Annotated in this window: 24 protein-coding genes; 15 read left to right on the forward strand and 9 right to left on the reverse strand. The window is 71.6% G+C overall.

Annotation, left to right across the window (positions count from 1 at the left end):
- Positions 1-6: 6 nt before the first annotated feature.
- Positions 7-651 (reverse strand): PhzF family phenazine biosynthesis protein, encoded by a 645-nt coding sequence (locus tag STRCI_RS12445; RefSeq protein ID WP_269658975.1) that lies wholly within the window; start codon positions 649-651, stop codon positions 7-9.
- 139 nt (positions 652-790) lie between these two features.
- On the opposite strand from STRCI_RS12445, the gene STRCI_RS12450 reads away from it, so the two are divergent.
- From STRCI_RS12450 to STRCI_RS12475, 6 genes are all read left to right on the forward strand, one after another.
- A complete protein-coding gene (locus STRCI_RS12450) occupies positions 791-1876 on the forward strand; it encodes a FecCD family ABC transporter permease (RefSeq protein WP_269664533.1) in 1086 nt (361 codons plus the stop codon).
- A 349-nt stretch (positions 1877-2225) separates the two neighbouring features.
- Positions 2226-3047, forward strand: a complete 822-nt coding sequence (locus tag STRCI_RS12455; RefSeq protein ID WP_269658976.1) for a heme ABC transporter ATP-binding protein — start codon at positions 2226-2228, stop codon at positions 3045-3047.
- Between the two features lie 124 nt (positions 3048-3171).
- The gene (gene efeO / locus STRCI_RS12460) at positions 3172-4311 is read left to right on the forward strand and encodes an iron uptake system protein EfeO (protein ID WP_269658977.1); all 1140 of its coding nucleotides are present in this window, start codon (positions 3172-3174) and stop codon (positions 4309-4311) included.
- Positions 4312-4323: 12 nt separating this feature from the next.
- Complete coding sequence (gene efeB, locus STRCI_RS12465; RefSeq protein ID WP_269658978.1) at positions 4324-5550, forward strand: iron uptake transporter deferrochelatase/peroxidase subunit; 1227 nt, start codon at positions 4324-4326, stop codon at positions 5548-5550.
- A gap of 4 nt (positions 5551-5554) precedes the next feature.
- On the forward strand, positions 5555-6427 hold the full coding sequence (gene efeU / locus STRCI_RS12470; RefSeq protein WP_269658979.1) for an iron uptake transporter permease EfeU: 873 nt from the start codon (positions 5555-5557) through the stop codon (positions 6425-6427).
- Positions 6387-7382: an SCO2278 family lipoprotein gene (locus STRCI_RS12475; protein WP_269658980.1), complete on the forward strand. Its 996-nt coding sequence runs from the start codon at positions 6387-6389 to the stop codon at positions 7380-7382. The genes efeU and STRCI_RS12475 overlap by 41 nt, the downstream gene beginning before the upstream one ends.
- Positions 7383-7406: 24 nt before the next feature.
- Here STRCI_RS12475 and STRCI_RS12480 read toward each other — a convergent pair whose 3' ends face one another.
- Complete coding sequence (locus STRCI_RS12480) at positions 7407-8126, reverse strand: bifunctional DNA primase/polymerase (protein WP_269658981.1); 720 nt, start codon at positions 8124-8126, stop codon at positions 7407-7409.
- Between the two features lie 158 nt (positions 8127-8284).
- On the opposite strand from STRCI_RS12480, the gene STRCI_RS12485 reads away from it, so the two are divergent.
- Positions 8285-9139, forward strand: a complete 855-nt coding sequence (locus tag STRCI_RS12485) for a glycerophosphodiester phosphodiesterase (RefSeq protein ID WP_269658982.1) — start codon at positions 8285-8287, stop codon at positions 9137-9139.
- Here the strand turns inward: STRCI_RS12485 and STRCI_RS12490 are convergent.
- Positions 9118-9732: a TetR/AcrR family transcriptional regulator gene (locus STRCI_RS12490; RefSeq protein WP_269658983.1), complete on the reverse strand. Its 615-nt coding sequence runs from the start codon at positions 9730-9732 to the stop codon at positions 9118-9120. The genes STRCI_RS12485 and STRCI_RS12490 overlap by 22 nt on opposite strands.
- Before the next feature lie 112 nt (positions 9733-9844).
- Here STRCI_RS12490 and STRCI_RS12495 point away from each other — a divergent pair, with 112 nt between their 5' ends.
- On the forward strand, positions 9845-10051 hold the full coding sequence (locus STRCI_RS12495; protein ID WP_269658984.1) for a DUF6243 family protein: 207 nt from the start codon (positions 9845-9847) through the stop codon (positions 10049-10051).
- Between the two features lie 50 nt (positions 10052-10101).
- On the opposite strand, the gene STRCI_RS12500 is transcribed toward STRCI_RS12495, so the two are convergent.
- Positions 10102-11088, reverse strand: coding sequence for a small ribosomal subunit Rsm22 family protein (locus STRCI_RS12500; RefSeq protein ID WP_269658985.1), 987 nt, complete (start codon positions 11086-11088; stop codon positions 10102-10104).
- 50 nt (positions 11089-11138) lie between these two features.
- Here STRCI_RS12500 and STRCI_RS12505 point away from each other — a divergent pair, with 50 nt between their 5' ends.
- Positions 11139-11432, forward strand: coding sequence for a hypothetical protein (locus STRCI_RS12505; protein ID WP_269658986.1), 294 nt, complete (start codon positions 11139-11141; stop codon positions 11430-11432).
- Positions 11433-11437: 5 nt separating this feature from the next.
- Here STRCI_RS12505 and STRCI_RS12510 read toward each other — a convergent pair whose 3' ends face one another.
- Positions 11438-12613 carry a serine hydrolase domain-containing protein gene (locus STRCI_RS12510; protein ID WP_269658988.1) on the reverse strand — a complete coding sequence of 392 codons (1176 nt, stop codon included), beginning with the start codon at positions 12611-12613 and terminating at the stop codon, positions 11438-11440.
- A complete protein-coding gene (locus STRCI_RS12515) occupies positions 12565-13869 on the reverse strand; it encodes a multidrug effflux MFS transporter (RefSeq protein ID WP_269658989.1) in 1305 nt (434 codons plus the stop codon). The genes STRCI_RS12510 and STRCI_RS12515 overlap by 49 nt, the downstream gene beginning before the upstream one ends.
- Before the next feature lie 89 nt (positions 13870-13958).
- Here STRCI_RS12515 and STRCI_RS12520 point away from each other — a divergent pair, with 89 nt between their 5' ends.
- A complete protein-coding gene (locus STRCI_RS12520; protein ID WP_269658990.1) occupies positions 13959-14984 on the forward strand; it encodes a Gfo/Idh/MocA family protein in 1026 nt (341 codons plus the stop codon).
- 23 nt (positions 14985-15007) lie between these two features.
- On the opposite strand, the gene STRCI_RS12525 is transcribed toward STRCI_RS12520, so the two are convergent.
- Positions 15008-16648: an alkaline phosphatase D family protein gene (locus tag STRCI_RS12525; RefSeq protein ID WP_269658991.1), complete on the reverse strand. Its 1641-nt coding sequence runs from the start codon at positions 16646-16648 to the stop codon at positions 15008-15010.
- Positions 16649-16783: 135 nt separating this feature from the next.
- Here STRCI_RS12525 and STRCI_RS12530 point away from each other — a divergent pair, with 135 nt between their 5' ends.
- From STRCI_RS12530 to STRCI_RS12540, 3 genes are all read left to right on the forward strand, one after another.
- The gene (locus tag STRCI_RS12530) at positions 16784-17551 is read left to right on the forward strand and encodes an SDR family oxidoreductase (protein WP_269658992.1); all 768 of its coding nucleotides are present in this window, start codon (positions 16784-16786) and stop codon (positions 17549-17551) included.
- Between the two features lie 354 nt (positions 17552-17905).
- Complete coding sequence (locus STRCI_RS12535) at positions 17906-19363, forward strand: ABC transporter permease (RefSeq protein WP_269658993.1); 1458 nt, start codon at positions 17906-17908, stop codon at positions 19361-19363.
- A 29-nt stretch (positions 19364-19392) separates the two neighbouring features.
- The gene (locus STRCI_RS12540) at positions 19393-20079 is read left to right on the forward strand and encodes an ABC transporter ATP-binding protein (protein WP_269658994.1); all 687 of its coding nucleotides are present in this window, start codon (positions 19393-19395) and stop codon (positions 20077-20079) included.
- Between the two features lie 16 nt (positions 20080-20095).
- Here the strand turns inward: STRCI_RS12540 and STRCI_RS12545 are convergent, their stop codons facing one another.
- A complete protein-coding gene (locus STRCI_RS12545) occupies positions 20096-20422 on the reverse strand; it encodes a nuclear transport factor 2-like protein (protein WP_269658995.1) in 327 nt (108 codons plus the stop codon).
- 132 nt (positions 20423-20554) lie between these two features.
- Here STRCI_RS12545 and STRCI_RS12550 point away from each other — a divergent pair, with 132 nt between their 5' ends.
- The gene (locus STRCI_RS12550) at positions 20555-21112 is read left to right on the forward strand and encodes a DoxX family protein (protein WP_269658996.1); all 558 of its coding nucleotides are present in this window, start codon (positions 20555-20557) and stop codon (positions 21110-21112) included.
- A gap of 83 nt (positions 21113-21195) precedes the next feature.
- On the forward strand, positions 21196-21570 hold the full coding sequence (locus STRCI_RS12555; protein WP_269658997.1) for a MazG-like family protein: 375 nt from the start codon (positions 21196-21198) through the stop codon (positions 21568-21570).
- On the opposite strand, the gene STRCI_RS12560 is transcribed toward STRCI_RS12555, so the two are convergent.
- The gene (locus tag STRCI_RS12560) at positions 21567-21929 is read right to left on the reverse strand and encodes an ArsR/SmtB family transcription factor (protein ID WP_269658998.1); all 363 of its coding nucleotides are present in this window, start codon (positions 21927-21929) and stop codon (positions 21567-21569) included. The genes STRCI_RS12555 and STRCI_RS12560 overlap by 4 nt on opposite strands.
- Positions 21930-21951: the final 22 nt, after the last annotated feature.

The raw sequence follows: 21951 nt of genomic DNA on the forward strand, positions 1-21951 counted from the left end.
GAGGGCTCAGCGTTCCAGGTAGACCCGTCCCCCGAGTTCCACCCAGCCTCCGGGCTGCGGTGCCGTCAGGAGCTGGGAGCCCGAGCCCTGGGTGATGTTGAGGGCGCGGCCTAGCTGTTCCGTCAGCAGGATCGCGGCCGCTCCGGTGGCCTCGTCCTCGTCGATGCCGTCGCCCCGGCCGGGGAAGCCACGTGCGCGGATCCGGCCCGCGGACTCGTCCTCCCACGCCCAGGCGTAGATCCACTCGCCGGGCGGCGGCACGGGCAGCGCGTCGACCTCCGCCGCCGTCGGGTACCGCTTCAGCGTCCGCGGCGGCGCCCACTCCGCCCGTGCCTCGATCCAGCAGAACTCCCCGTCCTGCCGGGCCCCGACCACCCCGGCGGGCGTGACCAGTTCGGGCACGTCCAGCAGCCAGGCCGCCCCGACGCAGGGGTAACCGGCGAACGGCAGCCGCGTGCTGGGGGTGTAGATGTCGATGACGCCCCGCTCGGGGTCGTCCACGAACACCGTCTCGCTGAAGCCCAGTTTGGCGGCGAGCGCCTGCCGCTCCTCGCGCTCGGGCAGCACGGAGCCCTCGCGGACGACACCCAGTTCGTTGCCGTATCCGCCGCGCGGGCCGCAGAACACCCGGAGCACGTCGTAGTCAGTCACGGGGGCATTCAAACATCACTCGGGCGGTGAGGTGACTTCGAGCCATCCAGCGGCTTCCTGTCGAATTAGGCAAGGCTAACCTAATCAAACTCGTGGAGCGGTTCCAGCAGCTCTTCTACAAGGACGGTGCCGGGTGACGGTGTTGGAGAAGGCGGAGTCGGCTGCGCCCCGGGCGGCGGAGACTCCGGGACGCGGGCCCCGTACGGCCGCCTGGCTGCTGACGGCGGTGCTGGTCCTCGCCCTGCTCGTCCTGGTGCCGGTCGCGGCGGGGACCGGAGCCTATCCGGTGCCGGTGGGTGAGGTGCTCGCCTCCGTGCAGCACCGGATCGGGCTCGGTGGAAGGGAGTTGGACCGGGTGGCGGAGTCGGTGCTGTGGAACGTGCGGTTCCCGCGTATCGTCCTCGCGCTGCTCATCGGGGCCTCGCTGGGGTGTGCCGGGGCGCTGATGCAGGGCGTGTTCGGCAACCCGCTCGCCGAGCCGGGGGTCATCGGGATCTCCTCGGGCGCGGCGGTGGGGGCGGTGGCGTCGATCGCGCTCGGGCTGAACTTCCTCGGGACGTGGACGGTTTCGGTGGCGGCGTTCGTGACGGGGCTCGTGACGGTGCTGCTGGTGTATGTGCTGTCCCGGTCCGGGGGGCGTACGGAGGTCGTGACGCTGATCCTGACCGGCATCGCGGTGAACGCGTTCGCGGGGGCGGTGATCGGGCTGTTCCTGTTCTTCGCGGACGCGGCGGCGATCCAGCAGATCACGTTCTGGCAGCTCGGGTCGTTGTCGCAGGCGACGTGGCCGAAGGTGGTGGCGGTGCTGCCGTGCGCTGCGCTGGGCTTGGGGGTGGCTCCTTTGTACGCCCGTCGCCTGGACCTGCTGTCGCTGGGCGAGCGTCCGGCGCGGCACCTGGGTGTGGACGTCGAACGGCTCCGTATCACGCTGGTCTTCGTCATCGCGCTGCTGACGGCGGCGGCGGTGAGTGTCTCCGGGATCATCAGCTTCGTGGGGCTCGTCGTCCCTCATCTGCTGCGGATGGCTGTGGGGCCGGGGCATCGGTTCCTGGTGCCGGCCAGTGCGCTGCTGGGGGCGCTGGTGCTGTTGGCGGCGGATCTGGCGTCCCGCACGATGGCTGCGCCGGCGGAGTTGCCGCTGGGTGTTCTCACGGCTCTGCTGGGCAGCCCGTTCTTCTTCTGGTTGCTGCGTCGGACTCGGCGGCGGCATGGGGGGTGGGCGTAGGGGGTTGCCTGCCGGGTGCGGGTGGGTGGGGGCTGGTCGCGCAGTTCCCTGCGCCCCTGGGGGAACCGGCCTCGCCCCAACTTCTACGGCTCGCTCAGTCTCCGTGCGTCGCATCGATGTCGGGTGCGGGTGGGTGGGGGCTGGTCGCGCAGTTCCCCGCGCCCCTGGGGGAACCGGGCTCGCTCAGTCTTCGCCCACCTGCCGCTTCTATGTCGGGTGCGGGTGCGTGGGGGCCGGCCCCGCAGTTCCCCGCGCCCCTGGGGAGACCTGCCTCGCCCCGACTTCCATGACCCCTCGGCCGAATGAATCCCCGCCCCCGTCATCCCCATCCCACCGAAGAGGCCCGCCCATGAGACTCCTCCGCCCCCGGCCCACTCCCCCACCCCCCGCCGCGCCCGGTGACGTCCTTGCCGAGGCCGAGAGTCTCCGTGTCCGGCTCGGGGCCCGGGACGTCCTCCACGGAGTCGATATCCGGGTCCGTGCCGGAGAGGTGCTCGCTCTCGTCGGGCCCAATGGTGCCGGTAAGTCCACGCTGCTCGGTGCGCTCGCCGCCGACACCCCGGCCGACGGGGGCGTCGTACGGATTCATGGGCGCCCCGCCACGGAGTGGTCCGCCCCCGAGCTCGCCCTGCGCCGGGCCGTGCTGCCGCAGGCCGCCGCGCTCAGCTTTCCCTTCTCCGTGGAGGACGTCGTGCGGATGGGGCGGGCGCCCTGGACTGCGCTCGGCGCGGAGGATGATGACGCCGCCGTCGCTGAAGCGATGAAGGCCACCGACGTGGTCGAATTTGCGCCACGTTCGTTCTCCGCGCTCAGCGGTGGTGAGCGTGCCCGCGTCGCGCTGGCCCGGGTGCTCGCCCAGCGTGCGCCCCTGTTGCTACTGGACGAGCCCACCGCCGCTCTGGACCTCCGGCACCAGGAACTGGTGCTCCGGGTATGTCGGGAGCGCGCGGCGGCCGGGGACGCCGTTGTCGTCGTGCTGCATGATCTGGGGCTCGCCGCCGCCTACGCCCACCGCGTCGCCGTACTCCGCACCGGCCGGGTTGCCGCCGATGGTCCGCCCGCGCAGGTCTTCTCCGAGGAACTGCTGTCCGAGGTCTACGAACAGGCCGTTGAAGTGCTCGCCCATCCTCGGACCGGCGCCCTCCTCGTCACCCCTCGCCGGAATCTTTGACTCCCCTTTGACCTACCTGTGGCCGCGCTTGACCAAATCATGACACCACTTTTGAGCCACCGTAAGTACGTTAGGTGAGCCTCACCTACGTGTGGTGTTCCCCCGGTCACTCCCAGGAGCCTTCATGCGCGCCGCCAGACTCTCCGCCCTAGCCGCCACCGTCGTCGCGGCCCTGACCGCCGTGACGGGGTGCACCGAGAAGGGCAGTGACGGCGGGGACGGGGTCGTCCAGGTCACCGCCACGGACGACAAGTGCGAGGTCTCCACCAAGGAGTTCCCGGCCGGACACGTCGAACTCGCGATAGAGAACAAGGGATCCAAGGTCACCGAGGTCTACATCCTCTTCCCCGACGACCGGGTCGTCACCGAGCGCGAGAACATCGGCCCCGGCACCAAGCAGCGCGTCACCGCCGAAGTGAAGGCCGGTGACTACCAGATCGCCTGTAAGCCGGGCATGAAGGGCGACGGCATCCGACAGGCCGTGAAGGCCACCGGTGGGGGAACCACCACCAAGCGCGATCCTCGGCTCGACAAGGCCGTCGCCGCCTATCGCCAGTACGTCCAGGAGCAGGCCGACGAGACCCTCCCGCTCGCCGAGACCTTCGCCGAGGCCGTCAAGGACGGCGACCTCGCGGCCGCGAAGAAGGCGTACGCGCCGTCCCGGATCGGCTGGGAGCGCACCGAGCCGGTCGCCGAGTCCTTCGGCGACATCGACCCGAAGGTGGACGTCCGCGAGGACGGCCTGGACGACGGCCAGAAGTGGACCGGCTGGCACCGGCTGGAGAAGTCCCTCTGGGACGACAAGAAGATCACCGACGCCGACAAGGAGCTCGCGGACCAGCTCATCACGGACCTGAAGGACTGGCAGAACCGCGTCGGCAAGGCCGAGATCACCCCGACCTCCATGGCCAACGGCGCCAAGGAACTCCTCGACGAGGTCGCCACCGGCAAGGTCACCGGCGAGGAGGAGCGCTACTCGCACACCGACCTCGTCGACTTCAAGGCCAATGTCGAGGGCGCGGAGAAGTCGTACGAGCTGCTGAAGCCGGTCGCGAAGGAGAACGACCCGGCCCTGACGACCGAACTTGACAAGCAGTTCGCCGCCCTCGACACGCTGCTCGACAAGTACCGCGCGGAGAAGGACTCCTACGAGTTCACCTCGTACGACAAGGTCGGCGACGCCGACCGCAAGGACCTCTCGGACGCGGTGAACGCGCTGGCGGAACCGCTGTCCAAGCTCGCCGCAGCCGTCGTCGCCAAGTAGGGGGCAACCAACATGACTTCGGAATCCCCGTCCCGCCGCGCCCTCATCGGCTGGGGCGGCGCCGGGCTCGCGCTCGGCGCCGCCGCGGCCGGTGGTGCGGTGGCGATGGCTCGTACCGGTGACGACACACCCGCGCCGACCACCGCCATCCCCTTCCACGGCGCCCATCAGGCCGGCATCGCCACGCCCGTCCAGGACCGGCTGCACTTCGCCTCGTTCGACGTGCAGACCGAGGACCGGGCCGAGTTCGTGCGGATGCTGAAGGACTGGACGGCCGCCGCGCGCCGGATGACCGCCGGGCACCCGGTCGGCGAGGGCGGGTTCGGCGGGCTGCCCGAGGCGCCGCCGGACGACACCGGTGAGGCGCTGGGGCTCCAGCCCTCGCGGCTGACCCTCACCATCGGCTTCGGGCCGTCCCTGTTCGAGAAGTTCGGGCTGGCCGACGCCCGTCCCGAGGCCCTGGTCGACCTGCCGAAGTTCGCGGGCGACAACCTGGACAGGAACCGCAGCGGCGGTGACCTGTGTGTCCAGGCCTGCGCGGACGATCCGCAGGTCGCGGTGCACGCCATCCGCAACCTCGCCCGGATCGGCTTCGGCAAGGTCGTCATCCGGTGGTCGCAGCTTGGCTTCGGGAAGACCTCGTCCACCACCCCGGAGGCGCAGACCCCGCGCAACCTCATGGGGTTCAAGGACGGCACCCGCAACATCGCGGGGACGGAGACCGACCGGCTGAAGAAGTTCGTGTGGGTCGACGGGAAGGACGGGCCCGACTGGATGGCGGGCGGGTCCTATCTCGTCGCCCGGCGGATCCGGATGCACATCGAGACCTGGGACCGCACCTCGCTCCAGGAGCAGGAGGACATCTTCGGCCGCGACAAGGGCGAGGGCGCCCCGGTCGGCAAGGCCAAGGAGCGCGACGAGCCGTTCCTGAAGGCGATGCTCCCGACCGCGCACGTACGGCTCGCGCATCCCGACTCCAACGACGGGGCGACGCTGCTGCGCCGCGGCTACTCCTTCACCGACGGCACGGACGGCCTGGGCCGCCTGGACGCGGGCCTGTTCTTCCTGGCGTACCAGAAGGACGTGCGCCGGGGCTTCATCCCGGTCCAGCGCAACCTGGCCACCGACACGCTCAACGAGTACATCCAGCACGTGGGTTCGGCGGTCTACGCGATCCCGCCCGGCGTCCGCGACAAGGACGACTGGTGGGGCCGGGCGCTGTTCGCAGGGGAGGCGTAGGACCGTGTTCGCGAACTATCTGATCGGTCTGCGCGAGGGACTTGAGGCCAGCCTGGTCGTCTGCATCCTCGTCGCCTATCTGGTGAAGACGGACCGCAGGGACGCCCTGAAGCCCGTCTGGATCGGCATCGGGGTCGCGGTGGCGCTCGCCCTGGGCTTCGGCTGCGCCCTCGAATTCGGTTCCCAGGAGCTGACGTTCGAGGCGCAGGAGGCGCTCGGCGGCACGCTGTCGGTCCTCGCGGTCGCCCTGGTGACGTGGATGGTGTTCTGGATGCGGCGCACCGCCCGGCACCTGAAGGCGGAGCTGCACGGCAAGCTGGACGCGGCGCTGCAGATGGGCACGGGCGCGCTGGTCGCCACGGCGTTCCTGGCGGTGGGCCGGGAGGGCCTGGAGACGGCGCTGTTCGTGTGGACGTCGGTGCGCGCGGCCGGCGACGGCTCGGCGGACCCGGCGATCGGAGCGGGGCTCGGCCTGGCCACCGCGGTCGTCCTCGGCTGGCTGTTCTACCGCGGCGCCCTCAGGATCAACCTGGCGAAGTTCTTCACCTGGACCGGCGGCATGCTGGTCGTGGTCGCGGCGGGGGTGCTGGCGTACGGCTTCCATGACCTCCAGGAGGCGGACTGGCTGCCGGGCCTGACCAACAAGGCGTTCGACATCACCGGGACGATCCCGCCGGACAGTTGGTACGGCACGCTGCTCAAGGGTGTCTTCAACTTCCAGCCCGATCCGACCGTGCTCCAGGTCACGGTGTGGCTGCTGTACCTGGTCCCGACACTCGCGCTGTTCCTCGCCCCGGTAGGGTTCGCCTCCGGGAAGGGGAAGGTGAAGGTACCCGATGAGCACGGATCGCGGCCCTCGAAGGCTTCGCAGTCTTGACCGGAGGGTGCTGATAGCGGCCTCCCTGACCGCTTTGTCGCTTACGGCGAGCGGGTGCGTGGTGGTGCACGGGGAGCGGGAGATGATCCCCGCGGCCACCCAGGCCGAGGCCGCCAAGGCCCTCAAGGACTTCACGGCCGCCTACAACGCGGCTGACGAGGCGTACGACAGCTCCCTGGACGCCGACCATGTCACCGGCGCCCTCGGTGACATCGACGAGGCGCGGCTGGAGGCGGGGCGCGCCAACAATCCGGACGGCAACTCCGCCCACACTCCGCTGGAGTTCACGGACGCCGAGTTCACCATCCCGAAGAAGCCGGGCTGGCCGCGCTGGTTCCTGGCGGACGCCCAGGGCAACCGCGGCGGTGACTCCCGCTGGCTGCTGGTGTTCACCCGGGACGCGCTGGACGCGCCGTGGGAGGCCGCCTATCTGACGCTGGTGGCGCCGGACCAACTGCCGGAGTTCAAGAAGGACAAGGACGGCTGGGCCGAGGCGGTCGACGCGAACTCCGCCGAACTGGCCATCGCCCCGGCCGACTTGAGCAAGGACTACACGGCCTTCCTGAAGGACGGCGGGGAGACCTTCGCGGACGGCAGCCACACCTCGGGCTGGCGGGAGAAGCGCACGAAGAACGCCGAACGGCCCGGTCTGGTCACGCAGTACATCGACGAGCCGCTGACCGAGGGCGACTACGCGCCGCTGGCGCTGCGCACGGCGGACGGCGGGGCGCTGGTGTTCTTCGCCACGCACCACTACCAGAAGCAGACGGCCGCCCCGGGGACTTCGGTGCCCACCCCGAACAAGGACGTACTGGCCCTGACGAAGGGTGAGATCAAGCAGTCGCTGACGATGGAGTTCGTCTCGAACGAGGTGGCCCTGGACCCGGCGAACGGCTCGGGCGCGGTGTCGGTGCTGGGCCGGATCGAGGGGCTGACGGGGGCGAAGGGCGAGTAGCGCGCCCCTATTGCAGCGGCCCGTTCAGCGCCGCGAGGGCCAGGCGGTGTGCGCGTGATCGGACTCCTGCCCCGCGTGCCGGGCGCAGGAGTCGGTGAGGACCTCCAGCAGGCTGAGCGGATCCGGCAGCGGATGCTCGGGGCCGCGGACCCAGCGCACGTTCTGGTCGTCACCGGGGAGCCGGGCGGGCGGTACGAGGACGTACGAACCGCGGCAGTGCCACCGTAGGCCCGGATGCTCGTCCATCGTCTCGGGGTGGCAGTCCAGCTCGCAGGGCCACCACTCGTCCTCGTCCTCGGGGGTGCCGCGGGTGAGGGTGAAGAAGAGCAGGCGGCCGTCGTCGCGCTCGGCGACCGGGCCGACCTCGACCCCGGCGCCGAGGAGGCGGTCAAGGGCCTCGCGGCCGGCGTCCAGGGGGACGTCCAGGACGTCGTGGACCATACCGGTGGCGGTGATGAAGTTGGCCTGTGGCTGGTGGCGGGCCCAGCGCTCGATCTGGGCGCGGTCGGTGGTGGACTGCGTCTGCCAGGCGAAGGACACCGGGTGCTGGGCGGGGGTCGGACAGCCGACGCGGTCGCAGGAGCAGCGGTAGCCGGGGGCCGGGTGGGCGGCGGGGGCGAGCGGCAGTCCCGCCTCGGCGGCGGCGAGCAGCAGGGCCTCGCGACCGCCGTCATCGGCGGTCTGCTGGGGGCGGCGGCCGCGCAGCCACCGGGAGAGTTTGCCCTGAATGCCTCGGTCGCTCATCTATCCCCTCGCCTCGCTGTCGTGCCGAACAGCATGCCTTATCGTCCCACCTTCATGCGCTTCGGGGGGTCGCAGCCGACGACAGGGGCGGGTGGGACGAGCCCGGGATCGAGTGTCATTGCACGCTTTGACATGATTTACGACCCTACGGTGTCGCCATGGTCACCTGGACCGGACTGACCGCCTCCGCGGCGTGCGCGGCCGCCCTGATCTCCCCGGCCCCGCTGGAGTGGGGCACGGCGCCCCTGACCGTCGACGCGCTCCCCCGCATCACCTACGTCGCCCATCGCGGCGGCGCCCGCGAGGTCCCCGAGAACAGCATGGCGGGCCTGGCGGCGGCGTACGCGCGCGGGACCGCCCAGGTCCTGGACTTCGACACCCGCGTCCTGCGCGACGGCACCCCGGTGGTCCTCCACGACCCGACCCTGCGCCGCACCACGAACCGCTCCGGCGAGGTGCGCGCCCTGGACGCCCGCGACTGGCGGACGGTACGGCTGCGTCCGGCGCCGTCGCTGCCGGGCCACTGGCGTGCGGAGCGGCCGCCGACGGTGGCCGAGGTGCTGGACCGGTTCGGCGGGCGGATCGTGCTGATGCTGGAGGTGAAGGACCCGAGGGGGCTCGGCCCGCTGGCGGCGCTGATCCGGGCCCGGGGCCTGACCCGCTCGGTGCTGGTGAACACCAACGACCCGGCGCTGGCCCGCCGCGCCGACCGGCTGGGCCTGCTGACCCAGCTGTGGCGCTCGGCCCGTCAGCTGCGCACCGACCGGCCGGAGCGCTGGCGCTCCTACGTGCACGTCCTGGACGTGGACCACCGGGCCCGGGACGCGGATCTGCGGCGGGCGGTGCGGTCCGGGATCCCCCGGGTGTGGGCGCACACCGTGGTGACCCCGGCCCAGCGGGACCGGGTGCTGGCGCTGGGCTGCGACGGAGTGATCACGGACGCGCCGGGGCGGCTGGCCCGGGTGGGGCAGCGGGCGACTCAGCGGGCAGCTCAGCGGGGCGCGAGGCCGTAGAGGGCGTAGTCGACGAGAGTGTCGGTGTACTCGTGGGAGATGGGCCCGGAGTACTGGAGCCAGCGCTGCGCGAGCGGGGAGACGAACAGTTCGAGGGCGATGCGCGGATCGAGGTCCGGGCGCACCTCGCCGGTCTCCTGGGCGGCGCGCAGCCGGGTGACGTAGAGCTGGAGCGAGGGTTCGAGCATCTTGGCGACGAACTTCCGGCCCAGCTCCTCGTTGACGACCCCCTCGGCGGCGAGCGCACGGGAGGGCACCTCGAAACGGGGGTTCTTCAGCTCGTCGACCGTGGCGCGCAGCACCGTCTTGAGGTCGGCGGCGAGGTCGCCGGTGTCGGGGATGGCGTACGGCTCGTGCCCGGCGTCCCGGCTGGCCTGCTCGCCCAGGTCGAGGAACGCCTCCATGAGCACTTCGGCCTTGGAGGACCACCACCGGTAGATCGTCTGCTTGCCGACACCGGCGCGGGCGGCGATCCCCTCGATGGTCGTCCTGGGGTAGCCGACCTCTCCGACGAGGGCGAGGGCGGCGTCGTAGATGGCGCGGCGGGACTTCTCGCTGCGGCGGGTGGAGTCGGGGGCGAGGTTCTTGGCCATGGGGCAAATTTATCAGGTTGACAAGACGGACCGTCTCGCCGGAGAGTGAGAAGGCCATAAGCGAGACGATACGTATCGTCTGAGCTGTTCGTCATGAGGAAGGAGCCCGGCGATGACGCGAGGCGGAAACATGCTCGGAGTGGGCGGCACCCGAAAGAACCTCGGACGGGACGCCCTGCGCGGCGGCGCCCGGGGCGGCCGGGGCGGTGGCGCCCAGGACCCGCAGGCCCAGAAGCGGGAGCTGCTGCGCAAGCTCCAGGAGAGGCGAGGAGAAAGTCGCGGGGAGGGCCGAGGGGCGGAGGGGCAGGCGGACGCCTGAGCCGTGCCCCCGGTGGATCCGGTGGTTCCGGCCGCTGAGCCGGCGGCCCGCTACTCCGCCGGGGGCCAGGCGTCGCCCCAGTCCGCGTCACGGGCGGCCTTGTAGAGGTCGCCGTGGCGTTTGGTGACGGTCGTCCTGGCGAGGGCGGGCTCGGCCTCGCAGAGATCCAGCAGCACCTGCCCCTTGCGGATCTGAGGCTTGCGGACGACTCGGGCGGGGGCCGGGACGACCGGGAACCGGGCGGCGGCGACGTAGGCGAACTTCTCGTCCTCGTACGCGAGGGAGCCGCCCTTGACCTGCCGGTGCAGGGAGGAGCGGCTGACCCGCGCGGAGAAGTGGCACCAGTCGGTGCCCGGGACGATGGGGCAGGCGGCGCTGTGGGGGCAGGGGGCGGCGATCCGGAATCCGGCCTCGACGAGCCGCTGCCGGGCCTCGATGATCCGGGCGTATCCGTCCGGGGTGCCGGGCTCGACGATGACGACGGCCTGGGCGGCGGAGGCGACGGTGTCGACCAGCGTCGCGCGGTCGGCTTCCGCGAGCTCATTGAGGACGTAGGAGATCGTGACGAGATCAGTGCTCTCGATGGAGAGCGCCGCTCCGATACGAGAGCGCTGCCAACGCACGTCCCGTAGGGCCGGGTTGGCGGCGGCGATCTCGCGGCCGAGGGCGAGCGCGGGCTCGGCCCAGTCGAGCACGGTGACGGGACGCCGGCCGGGCCAGGTGGCACTGACCGCCCAGGTGGCGGCGCCGGTGCCGCCGCCGACATCGACATGGCTCCCCGGCGCCCACTCGGGAGCGGCCTCGGCGAACGCTTCCAGCGCGGCGTGCACGGCCTCGAAGGTGGCGGGCATCCGGTATGCGGCGTAGGCGGCCACGTCGGCGCGGTCCCGGAGAATGGGGGCGTCGGTGGGAGTGGCCCCGCGATAGTTGGCGATCAGCCGCTCCACCGCGGTGGCGGCCTGCCGGGGCGGAAGTCCGTCGAGGAGGCCGTCGAGGGCGGCACGCAGAGTCTCGGCCGAGGCCACGGGGTCGTTCACCCCCAGATTCTAATCCGGGCCACGTCGGCATCATCCAGGGCGGAGCGAGAGTGACAGTCACGCACCGGAAGGCGGGCCTGTGGGCCCGGGGAGTCCTCGCGGCAGGTCTGTACACCGTCACGGTCGCGATGCTGGCGTTGAGCCTTCCGGCGGTGGGTGTCGAAACGACGCCGACGAGTGACCCCGACACGGCGGCGGGGGCGTTCTTCTGCCTGGTGCTGTCCGCGCTGTTCCTCGCCGCCACCGCGGCGGTCTCTTTCAGATGGCGGGCCGCACGCGCCGTGTGCCTGCTCCAGCTGATCCTCATGGTGATCGTCTGGGCTCAGGTGCCGAGCCCGTTCTGAGTGACTCACCGCTCCCGTACCGCCCGGGCCACCCGTGACCCCGCCGCGGCCCGTGGCCGGCTGTCCGGTGGCCTCCTGCGCGGATGCACCGTGTTCGCCAGCAGGACCAGGAACGTGTCCGTCGCCCGGTCCAGGACGAGCATCGTGCCGGTGAAGCCGGTGTGGCCCGCCGCGCCGCGGCCCGCGAGTTCCCCCATGAACCACTCCTGGTCCAGAGCGAAGCCGAGACCGGGCGGGTCGAGGAGGAGCTCCACGAAGTCCGGGCCGAGGATCCGGGCCGGGCCGTAGGAGCCGCCGGCGAGCAGGGTGCGGCAGAAGACGGCGAGGTCGCGTGCCGTGGAGAACAGGCCCGCGTGGCCCGCCACCCCGCCCAGCGCCCAGGCGTTCTCGTCGTGCACCACCCCCCGCAGCATCCCCCGGTCCGCCTTCGCCCACGGCCGCCGCTGGTCCTCGGTCGCCGCCGCGCCGGGGAACGGGCCGAACCGGGTCGCGGCCATGCCGAGGGGACGGGTGATGCCGTCGTGGATCAGGACGTCCAGGCCGCGGCCCGTGATGCGTTCCAGAACGTGCTGGAGCAGGAGCATGTTGAGGTCCGAGTAGCAGTACGTGCCCGGGACCCCGATCGGGACCTCCGCCCGCAGGCGGGCCAGCATCGCCTCCTCGTCCGCGCAGTCGTACAGCGGGAGTTCGGGGCGCAGCCCCGAGGTGTGCGTCAGCAGCTGCCGTACCGTCACGCCGTGGCGGGCCGCCCCGCGGAACTCCGGCAGATACGCCCCGACCTCCGCGTCTATGCCCAGCGTCCCCCGCTCGATCTGCTGCACGGCGGCGACCGCGGTGAACAGCTTCGTCAGGGAGGCGAGATCGAAGGCCGTGCCGACCGTCATCGGGACGCGGGACGCCGGCGGCAGCTCCACGCCCGTGTCCGTCTCCGGGTCGTACGAGGCATAACGGACCGCCCAGCCCGCCGCCTCCTCCACGGCCACACAGGGGCCACGTCCGGCGAGCACCACCGCGCCCGCCGCCCAGGGCCGTTCGCCCGTCGTCAGGTCGTGGACCTCGCTGACCAGCCGCCCCAGCTCCTCGGGGTCGAGGCCGGCCCGCTCGGGTGTGTCGCCGCGCAGTCTCGGTGCGCTCAGCTCTCCGCTCCCTCCACGCCGGCACGCCTGCTCCAGGGACGGCACAGTCCCATGAAGCAGGCCGAGGCCACCAGTGCGGCGGCCAGTTGGACGACGGCCATCGGGACGGCGGTGTCCTCCCCCGCCACCCCGACCAACGGCGACACGACCGCGCCGATCAGGAAGGAGGAGGTACCCAGCAGCGCGGACGCCGAACCCGCCGCCTGCTTCGTCCGCAGCAGTGCGAGGGTCTGGGTGTTGGGCAGGGTCACGCCCATGGCGGACATCAGGACGAAGAGGGCGGCGGCCACCGGCACGAGGCCGACCTCGCCGAACACGCCCGTCGCCATCAGCAGCAGCGCGCCCGCCGCCAGCACCACCACGCCGAGCCCGGCCGCCAGGACCGCGTCCAGGCTCACCCGTCCGACCAGCACCTTGCCGTTGATCTGGCCCACGGCCACCAGACCGACGGAGTTCAGGCCGAACAGCAGGCTGAACGTCTGCGGAGAGGCGCCGTAGATCTCCTGGATCACGAACGGCGACGCCGCGATGTACGCGAACAGCGCGGCGAAGGCGAAGCCGCCGGTCAGCATGTAGCCCGCGAAGGCGCGGTCGGCGAGCAGTGCGCGCATCGAGCGCAGCGCCTGTCCGACCCCGCCCGCGTGCCGGTCGGCCGGGGCGAGCGTCTCGGGCAGCCGCGCCCACACCAGCACCGCCAGCAGCACCCCGACGACGGTCAGCACGACAAACACACCCCGCCAGTCCGTGACCCGCAGGATCTGCCCGCCGATGAGCGGCGCCACGATCGGCGCGACGCCGGAGACCAGCATGAGGGTGGAGAAGAAGCGGGCCATCGCCACACCGTCGTAGAGGTCGCGGACGACGGCGCGTGCGATGACGATGCCTGCGGCGCCCGCGAGGCCCTGCGCGAGGCGGAAGGCGACCAGGAACTCCACGGTCGGCGCAAGCGCGCACAGGGCGGTGGCGAGGACGTAGACCGCGAGGCCGATGAGCAGCGGGCGTCTGCGGCCCCACCGGTCGCTCATCGGGCCGACCACCAGCTGGCCGAGGGCCATGCCGGCAAGACAGGCGGTGAGGGTGAGCTGGACGGTCGCGGCGGGCGCGGTCAGCGCCTCGGTGACCTGTGGGAGGGCGGGGAGGTACATGTCCATCGCCAGCGGGGGCGTGGCGGTCAGTCCGCCGAGGACCAGGGTGACGAGCAGCGAGGTGCGCCGCACGGCGCGGGCGGCCGGTTCCGTCTTCGGTACGGCCGCCTGCGCCTCATTCGATATGGATGCCCCGGACGCCCCGCTCTCGGGCATGTGCCCTCCCTCTCCTCGCGACAGGCCACCTATGCTCTCAGCTCGAACACAGTGCCGAGGGTCGCTACAGCAAGGGTGGGGTTCGACGGATGGGCGAGCAGCAGCAAAAGGTGCGCTGGGGGATTCTGGCGACCGGGGGCATCGCGGCCTCGTTCGCGGGTGATCTCGTCGATCTGCCGGATGCCGAGGTCGTTGCCGTGGCCTCGCGGTCGCAGGGCTCGGCGGACGCCTTCGCCGAGCGGTTCGGGATCGGGCGGGCGTACGGCGACTGGGCCTCGCTCGCGGCGGACGCGGACGTCGATGTGGTCTACGTCGCGACCCCGCACTCGGCGCACCGGGAGGCCGCCGGTCTGTGTCTGGAGGCCGGGCGGAACGTGCTGTGCGAGAAGGCGTTCACGCTGAACTCGCGCGAGGCGGAGGAGCTGGTCGCGCTGGCCGAGGACCGCGGGAGCTTCCTGATGGAGGCGATGTGGATGTACTGCAATCCGCTGGTCCGCAGGCTCAAGGCGATGGTCGACGACGGGGCGATCGGCGAGGTGCGCACCGTCCAGGCGGACTTCGGGCTGGCCGGGCCCTTCCCGCCCTCGCACCGGCTGCGCGACCCCGCCCAGGGCGGCGGCGCGCTGCTCGATCTCGGCGTCTACCCGGTGTCGTTCGCCCAGCTGCTGCTCGGGGAGCCCTCGGACATCGCCGCCAGAGCGGTGCTCTCGGATGAGGGCGTCGATCTCCAGACGGGAGCGATGCTCTCCTGGGAGAGCGGCGCTCTCGCTTCGGTGCACTGCTCCATCGTCGGCGGTACGGCGACCGGGGCCTCGGTCACCGGCTCACAGGGCCGGATCGACATCCCGCACGGCTTCTTCTTCCCGGACCACTTCGTCCTGCACCGGGACGGCCGCGAGCCCGAGAAGTTCACCGCCGACCCGGCCGACGGCCCCCGCAACACCATGCGCCACGAGGCCGTCGAGGTGATGCGCGCCCTGCGCGCCGGTGAGACCGAGTCCCCGCTGGTCCCGCTCGACGGCACGCTCGCCGTGATGCGGACGCTCGACGCGATACGGGACCGCGTCGGCGTCCGCTACCCGGGCGAGGCGGAGCCCGAACTCGCCCGGGCCTGAGCCTCAGGAGTCCCGGCTCCCCCTCACGCGGGCTTCAGCCCCGGCTCCCCCGCCTCCGTGACGAAGGACGCGGCCGTCGTGACCGGCGCCCCCGGCGTGGTGACGTACGGCACCGTTTTGAAGTCCGCCCGCGCCAGCTCCTCGCCGAGCTCGACGGTCACATAGCCGCGCCGGCCGTTGTAGAACTTCAGGTGCGGGTTGGCTGTCATGTAGGTGTCCCAGTTCGCGGGCTTGTCGGCGCCGTCCCGGCCGCTGGCGACCGAGGTCGCCACGATCTCCGTGCCCCGGATCCGGGAAGCCGGGTCGTCGAAGTCGTCCTTGATGTCGAAGGCGTACCCGACGTGCACATCGCCGGTGAGCACCATCAGGTTCGCGACCCCGGCCGCCTCGGCGCCGTCCAGGATCCGGCGGCGGGAGGCGCGGTAGCCGTCCCAGGCGTCCATCGAGACCCGGGACGGCTCGGTCAGGTCGAACTTGCGCTGCGAGAAGACGACCTGCTGCGGGACGACGTTCCACAGGGCCCGCGAGTCCTGCCAGCCGTCCAGCAGCCACCGCTCCTGCGTCTCGCCGGTCATGGTGCGCGCCGGGTCGTCGACCTCGGGACCGGGGACCTTGGCGCCGTCGCCCTGTGCCTGGTTGGAGCGGTACTGCCGGGTGTCGAGCACGTCGAACTGGGCGAGCCGGCCCCAGTGCAGCCGCCGGTAGAGCTGCATGTCCGGGCCCTCGGGGAGCTGGGGGCGGCGCAGCGGCTGGTGCTCCCAGTAGGCGCGGTAGGCGGAGGCGCGGCGCAGCAGGAACTCCTCCGGCGGCACGCTGTTCTCGGGGGTGTCGTCGGCGTAGTTGTTCTCGGTCTCGTGGTCGTCCCAGGTGACGACGAAGGGGTGCGCGGCGTGCGCGGCGCGCAGATCGGGGTCGGACTTGTAGAGGGCGTACCGCAGCCGGTAGTCCTCCAGGGTCAGCGTCTCCCGGTTGAACAGGGCGGGCAGGGTGCGGTCGGTGTAGTTGCGGGAGCCGCCGACCGCGCTGACGGCGTACTCGTAGAGGTAATCGCCGAGATGGAGGACGACATCGACGTCGTCGGCGGCGAGATGGCCGTACGGGGTGAAGTAGCCGTCGTGGTACGCCTGGCAGGAGACTGCGGCGAGTTTGAGCCCGGAGGCGTGGTCGCCGGGGGCGGGGGCGGTGCGGGTGCGGCCGGTCTCGGAGATCCAGGAGCCCACCCGGAAGCGGTAGTACAGGACCCGGTCGGTGTCGAGGTGGCCGACCTCGACGTGGACCGTGTGCTGGAACTCGGGGTGTGCGGTGGCGGTGCCGCGTCTGACGGTGCGGCGGAAGTTCTCGTCGCGGGCCAGTTCCCAGTGCACGGTGACGCGTTCGGCGGGCAGTCCGCCGTCGGGCTGGAAGGGCGCGGGGGCCAGCCGGGTCCACAGCAGGACCGAGCCGGGCAGCGGGTCGCCGGAGGCGACGCCGAGGGTGAACGGGTCGTCGGTGATCTTCGCGGCGTCCAGCTCCGCGGCGCCCGCGACTCCGGCCGTGGGCAGGTTGACCGCGAAGGCGAGCGCGGCGGCCGCGCCGGTCACGGTGAGGAAGCGGCGGCGGCCCAAGTGTCGGGCCGCCGCGCGCAGTTCGGCAGCGTGCTGGGACGGGTGTGCGTCGAGTGTCATCCGGTCCTCCCCTGACGAAATGAATGCATCAGGCATTGGAGTGCCCGGGGACGACTCTCGATTGGCGCGTACACAACACCCGGATGGCGGATGGATGAGTTCCGAATGGCGGACCCTCCCGTACGCTGCGGGCCCATGAACGCGAAGGAAACAGGCAAGCCGTCAATCGCCGTGGTGACCGGGGCGGGCTCCGGCATCGGACGCGCCGTCACCGTGGAACTGCTGCGCGCGGGCTGGTCGGTGGCGCTGGCGGGCCGCCGGGTCGAGACCCTGGAGGAGACGGCGGCACTGGTGCCCGAGGGCGCCGCCGTCGCCGTACGCGCGGACGTCTCGCGACCCGACGACGTGGCCGCGCTGTTCGCCGCCGCGGTGGACCGGTTCGGGCGGGTGGACCTGCTGTTCAACAACGCGGGGACGTTCGGTCCGGGCGGGGTTCCGGTGGAGGAGCTGCCGTACGAGGCCTGGCGGCATGTGGTGGACACCAACCTCAACGGGGCGTTCCTGTGCGCGCAGGCGGCGTTCCGGCAGATGAAGGAGCAGGATCCGCGGGGCGGGCGGATCATCAACAACGGCTCGATCTCCGCGCACGCGCCCCGTCCGCACTCCGTCGCCTACACGGCGACCAAGCACGCGCTGACCGGACTGACCAAGTCGCTGTCGCTGGACGGGCGGCCGTACGACATCGCGGTGGGGCAGATCGACATCGGCAACGCGGCCACCGAGATGACGGCCCGGATGCAGACCGGCGCCCTCCAGGCCAACGGCGAGGTGGCACCCGAGCCCGTGATGGACGCGACCGATGTCGCGCGCACCGTCCGGCACATGGCGGAGCTGCCGCTGGCGGCGAATGTGCAGTTCGCGACGGTCCTGGCGACCGCGATGCCGTACGTGGGCCGCGGCTAGCTGCCGGCCTTCATAACTTGCACAACCGGAATTTGACCGTCCGCTCCATTGCGGCCGGTCGGCGGCTTATGCTCAACTCTCCTCCACAAGAGCTTCACAGTTGGAGTGAAGAGCTTCCGCTGACCAAACCGAGGGGGGAGACGGCAGCCGTTCACGGCGCGGGTTGGGGGTGGACCTCGCGTGGGACCGCGGGGTGCGCACCGCGCCGTGGACGGCTGCCGTACACCTCGGAACTCTCAGCTCGCACACATCCCTTCTCAGGTCGCACATATCGCTTACTCACGGCCGCGCAACGTTTCGTCCCTACCTTGAGGCCGCGCCCACCGCGGGCGCCGAGAACCTTCGAGGAACGGGATGTTTGGCATCTATCTCAAGCGCGAGCTGAGCCGGCGCAAGAAGGCGGCTCTGGTCGTCGCACTGGGTCTGGCGCTCGGAATCGCCCTCGTCATCACCGTCAACTCGGTGTCGGCGGGCATGCAGCAGGCGCAGGACAAGGTCCTTCAGTCGCTCTACGGCCTGGGCACCGACATGACGGTCACCAAGGCCCGCTCGGCACCCACCGACAACGCCTCGGGCGGCCCGCGGTTCGAGTTCGACGCCGGGTCCGACGACGACGAGGAGCAGAGCTCGGACCGGGTGATGACCCAGGGCGGTGAGGCCCTCAAGGCCTCCCTGGTGGAGAAGGTCGCCGGGCAGAGCGGCGTCGCGAACGCGGTCGGCGCCCTCACCCTGAACGTCACCAAGGTCGACGGCACCTTCACGCAGGGCCAGGCCCAGTCGCAGGATCAGGGGCAGGGAAGTCCCGGCGGTGGCGACACCGGCACCGGCCAGCCCCAGGTCCAGGGCGGCGGCGCCGCCTTCGACGTCAACTCCTACTCGGTCGCCGGCGTCGACGTCACCGACCAGGACCTCGGCCCGCTGGCCGGCTCGACGATCACCTCAGGCAAGACCTTCACGGCCACGCAGACCAACGCCAAGGCGGCGGTGCTCAGCAAGTCGTACGCCAAGGAGAACAAGTACAAGGTCGGCGAGACCTTCAAGATCTCCGGCACCAAGTACACGGTCATCGGCATCGCCACGCCCGAGAGCAGCGAGTCCACCACCGACGTCTACCTGCCGCTGAAGCAGGCCCAGACGCTGGGCGACGCCAAGAACAAGGTCACCACGATCTACGTCAAGGCGACCGACTCCCAGCGGATCGACGCGGTGAAGGCGGCAATCCAGAAGAACATCTCGGGTACGACGGTGACGACCTCGGCGGACCTGGCGGACACGGTGTCGGGCTCGCTGTCGACCGCCTCCAACCTCGCCACCAGCGTCGGCAAGTGGCTGTCGGTCGCGGTGCTCGCCGCCGCCTTCCTGGTGGCCGCGCTGCTGACCTCCTCGGCGGTCTCGCGCCGGGTGCGCGAGTTCGGCACGCTGAAGGCGCTCGGCTGGCCGAGCCGCCGGGTGACCCGGCAGGTGGTCGGCGAGTCGATGGTCAACGGACTGCTCGGCGGCGGCCTCGGCATCGCGCTGGGCCTCGCGGCGGCGTACACCGTCACCGCGATCAGCCCCAAGCTGACCGCGCAGCTCGGCTCGACCGGCGGTGGCGGCGGTATGGGCGGCGGTCCCGGCGGGGGCGGTACAGGTGGCCCCGGCGGGCAGTCCGCCCAGAACACCATGGAGATCGCCCTGTCCGCGCCGGTCTCGGTGACCACCATCGCCCTCGCGGTCGGCCTCGCGGTCGCCGGCGGTCTCGTCGCCGGTGCCATGGGCGGCTGGCGTGCCTCCCGGATGCGCCCGGCGGACGCCCTGCGCAGCGTCTCCTGAACCCCCTACCAACCCTTCGGAGAACCCCCATGTACCAGCTCACCGGCGTCACCAAGCGCTACACGCGCGGCAAGGAGACGGTGGAGGCGCTGCGCGGCGTCGACCTCACCATCGCCGACGGCGACCAGCTCGTCATCCAAGGACCCACCGGCGGCGGCAAGTCGACGCTCCTTCAGATGATCGGCGGCCTGGACCGCCCGTCCGAGGGCAGCGTGGAACTCGACGGCGTGGACCTCGCGACCCTCGGCGAGGCCCGGCTGACCCGGGTGCGCGCCGAGAAGATCGGCATCATCTTCCAGGCGTTCAACCTGATCCCCACGCTGACCGCGCAGGAGAACGTCGAGACCGCCCTCGTCCCGCTCGGCGTCAAGCCCGCCGAGCGGCGCGAGCGGGCGGCCGAGGCGCTGCGCTCGGTCGGCCTCGGCGAACGCCTCACCCATGTCCCCTCGGAGCTGTCCGGCGGCCAGCAGCAGCGCGTCGCCATCGCCCGCGCGCTGGTCAAGCGCCCGAAGGTGCTGCTCGCCGACGAGCCCACCGGCAACCTCGACGAGGGCACCCGGGACGACATCATGGCCCTGCTGGAGGGGCTGTGGCGCGAGCACGGGCTGACCTTCGTCATGGTCACCCACGACTCCTCGATCGCCCGCCGCGCCCCACGCCTGGCCACCATCAGGTCGGGCCGGATCACGCTGACGGAACAGCAGGTGGCGTACTGACCGGCGCTGCTCAGTCCTACGCCTGGCCGGTCTCGAAGCGGCGGATCCGGCCGTTGTCGTCGACGTCGAAGCGCCAGCGGGTACGCATCTCGCCCCAGGTGTCGTTGCGGTAGCGGGCGAGGAGGGCGTGGCCGCCGTCGGACTCCCTGTCGACCTCCATATGACCGTTGGAGGAGAAGATCTCCCGGTCGATCCAGTCGTCGAGGTCACGGTCGGTGCCGTCGTCCGCCATCGTCGCGTCCGGGGTGAGCAGGGCCATGAAGGCGTCCCGGTCGTGCTGGTTGACGGCGGTCACGAAGTCCCGGACGACCGGGTCGCTGAGGTTCTTCGGTTGGATCGTCATGCCCGACAGACTCACACCGCTCCCACCGTCCCGCCACCCGAACGGCGGCCCGGACAGGCCCGCCGGGCACGGGCGGTGGGACGGTGGACGGACCGGAGGGGACCGATCCTGCTGTCTGTCACTGGAGACATCGTGAGCGCTTACGACCGACGTGATCTGGGCCTGCTGCTGCTCCGGCTGGGTGCCGGCGGAGTGCTCGCCGCGCATGGCGCGCAGAAGCTGCTGGGCTGGTTCGGCGGAGGAGGCATCGAGGGCACCGGGCAGTTCATGGAGTCCGTCGGCTACCGGCCCGGCCGCACCAACGCGACCATGGCCGGGCTCGCCGAGGCGGGCGGCGGCACCCTGCTGGCGCTGGGTCTCGCGACCCCGGCGGCGGGCGCCGCGGCGGCCGGCGCGATGGCGGGCGCGGCCGCGGTGCACACCCCGAACGGCTTCTTCAACGCCGGTGGTGGCTACGAGTACGCGGCGACTCTGGGCCTGGCGGCGACCGGCCTCGCCATCGCCGGCCCGGGGCGGCTCTCCATGGACCACGCGCTCAGCCATGTCTTCGACCGCGGCTGGATGGTCCCGGCGGCCCTCGCGGCGACGGCGGCGGGCACGGCGGTGGTCGTGGGGATGCGCACGAAGCGGCTGCGGGAGGAGCGGGAGGGCGAGCAAGTGGCCCTGTTCGAGGAGGAGTTCTCACCGTAGGAAGCACTGTCAGGGGCGCTGCCAGAGGCATTGTCAGGGGCGTTGTCAGGGGCGTTGTCAGTGGGGCATGGCAGGCTCGGTGCATGACTTCGCGTACGACGGACCAGGCCACCCCTGCCGAGACCCCCGCCGCCGATCTCTGGGCGGGTATCGACGACCTGTGGGCCTGGCTGGACGCCAACCGTCCGCTCGACGGCCGCGAAGGCCTGCTGCTGCGCATGCTGAAGCTGTCCGAGGAGGTCGGCGAGGTCGCCGAGGCGGTGATCGGGGCGACCGGTCAGAACCCGCGCAAGGGCGTCACCCACACCTGGGACGACGTCCAGGCGGAGCTGTGCGATGTCGTGATCACGGCCCTGGTCGCCCTGCGGACCCTGACCCCCGACACCCGGCAGGTGTTCAGCGACCATCTGGCCCGGGTACGTGAGCGGTCCCTGGGACCGCACTCCCCCACGACCTAGGCGGCCCGGCCCAGGATGTCCCGCACCCGGTGCAGCCCGCCGCGGTCGACGGCGTACCAGACCCACGTCCCGCGCCGCTCCCGGGTGAGCAGTCCCGCCTCGGTCATGACCTTCAGATGGTGGCTGACGGTCGGCTGGCGCAGGCCCAGACAGTCGGTGAGGTCGGCCACGCACGCCTCACCGGCGGGGGCCCGCTCGATGAGCCGGAGCAGTTGCAGCCGGGTCGGGTCGGCGATGGCCTTGAGCACGGCGGCCAGCCGCTCGGCCTCGTCACGGTCGATCAGCAGACGGGCCAGGGACGATGTGCGCCCTTCCGGTTCGTCGGCCGCGATCTCCGTTTCCCCAGGAGAGACGTTCATCCGTCCACCATAGGGCGGTTCC

Origin of the sequence: Streptomyces cinnabarinus, from assembly GCF_027270315.1 — a bacterium.
Taxonomy (GTDB): domain Bacteria; phylum Actinomycetota; class Actinomycetes; order Streptomycetales; family Streptomycetaceae; genus Streptomyces; species Streptomyces cinnabarinus.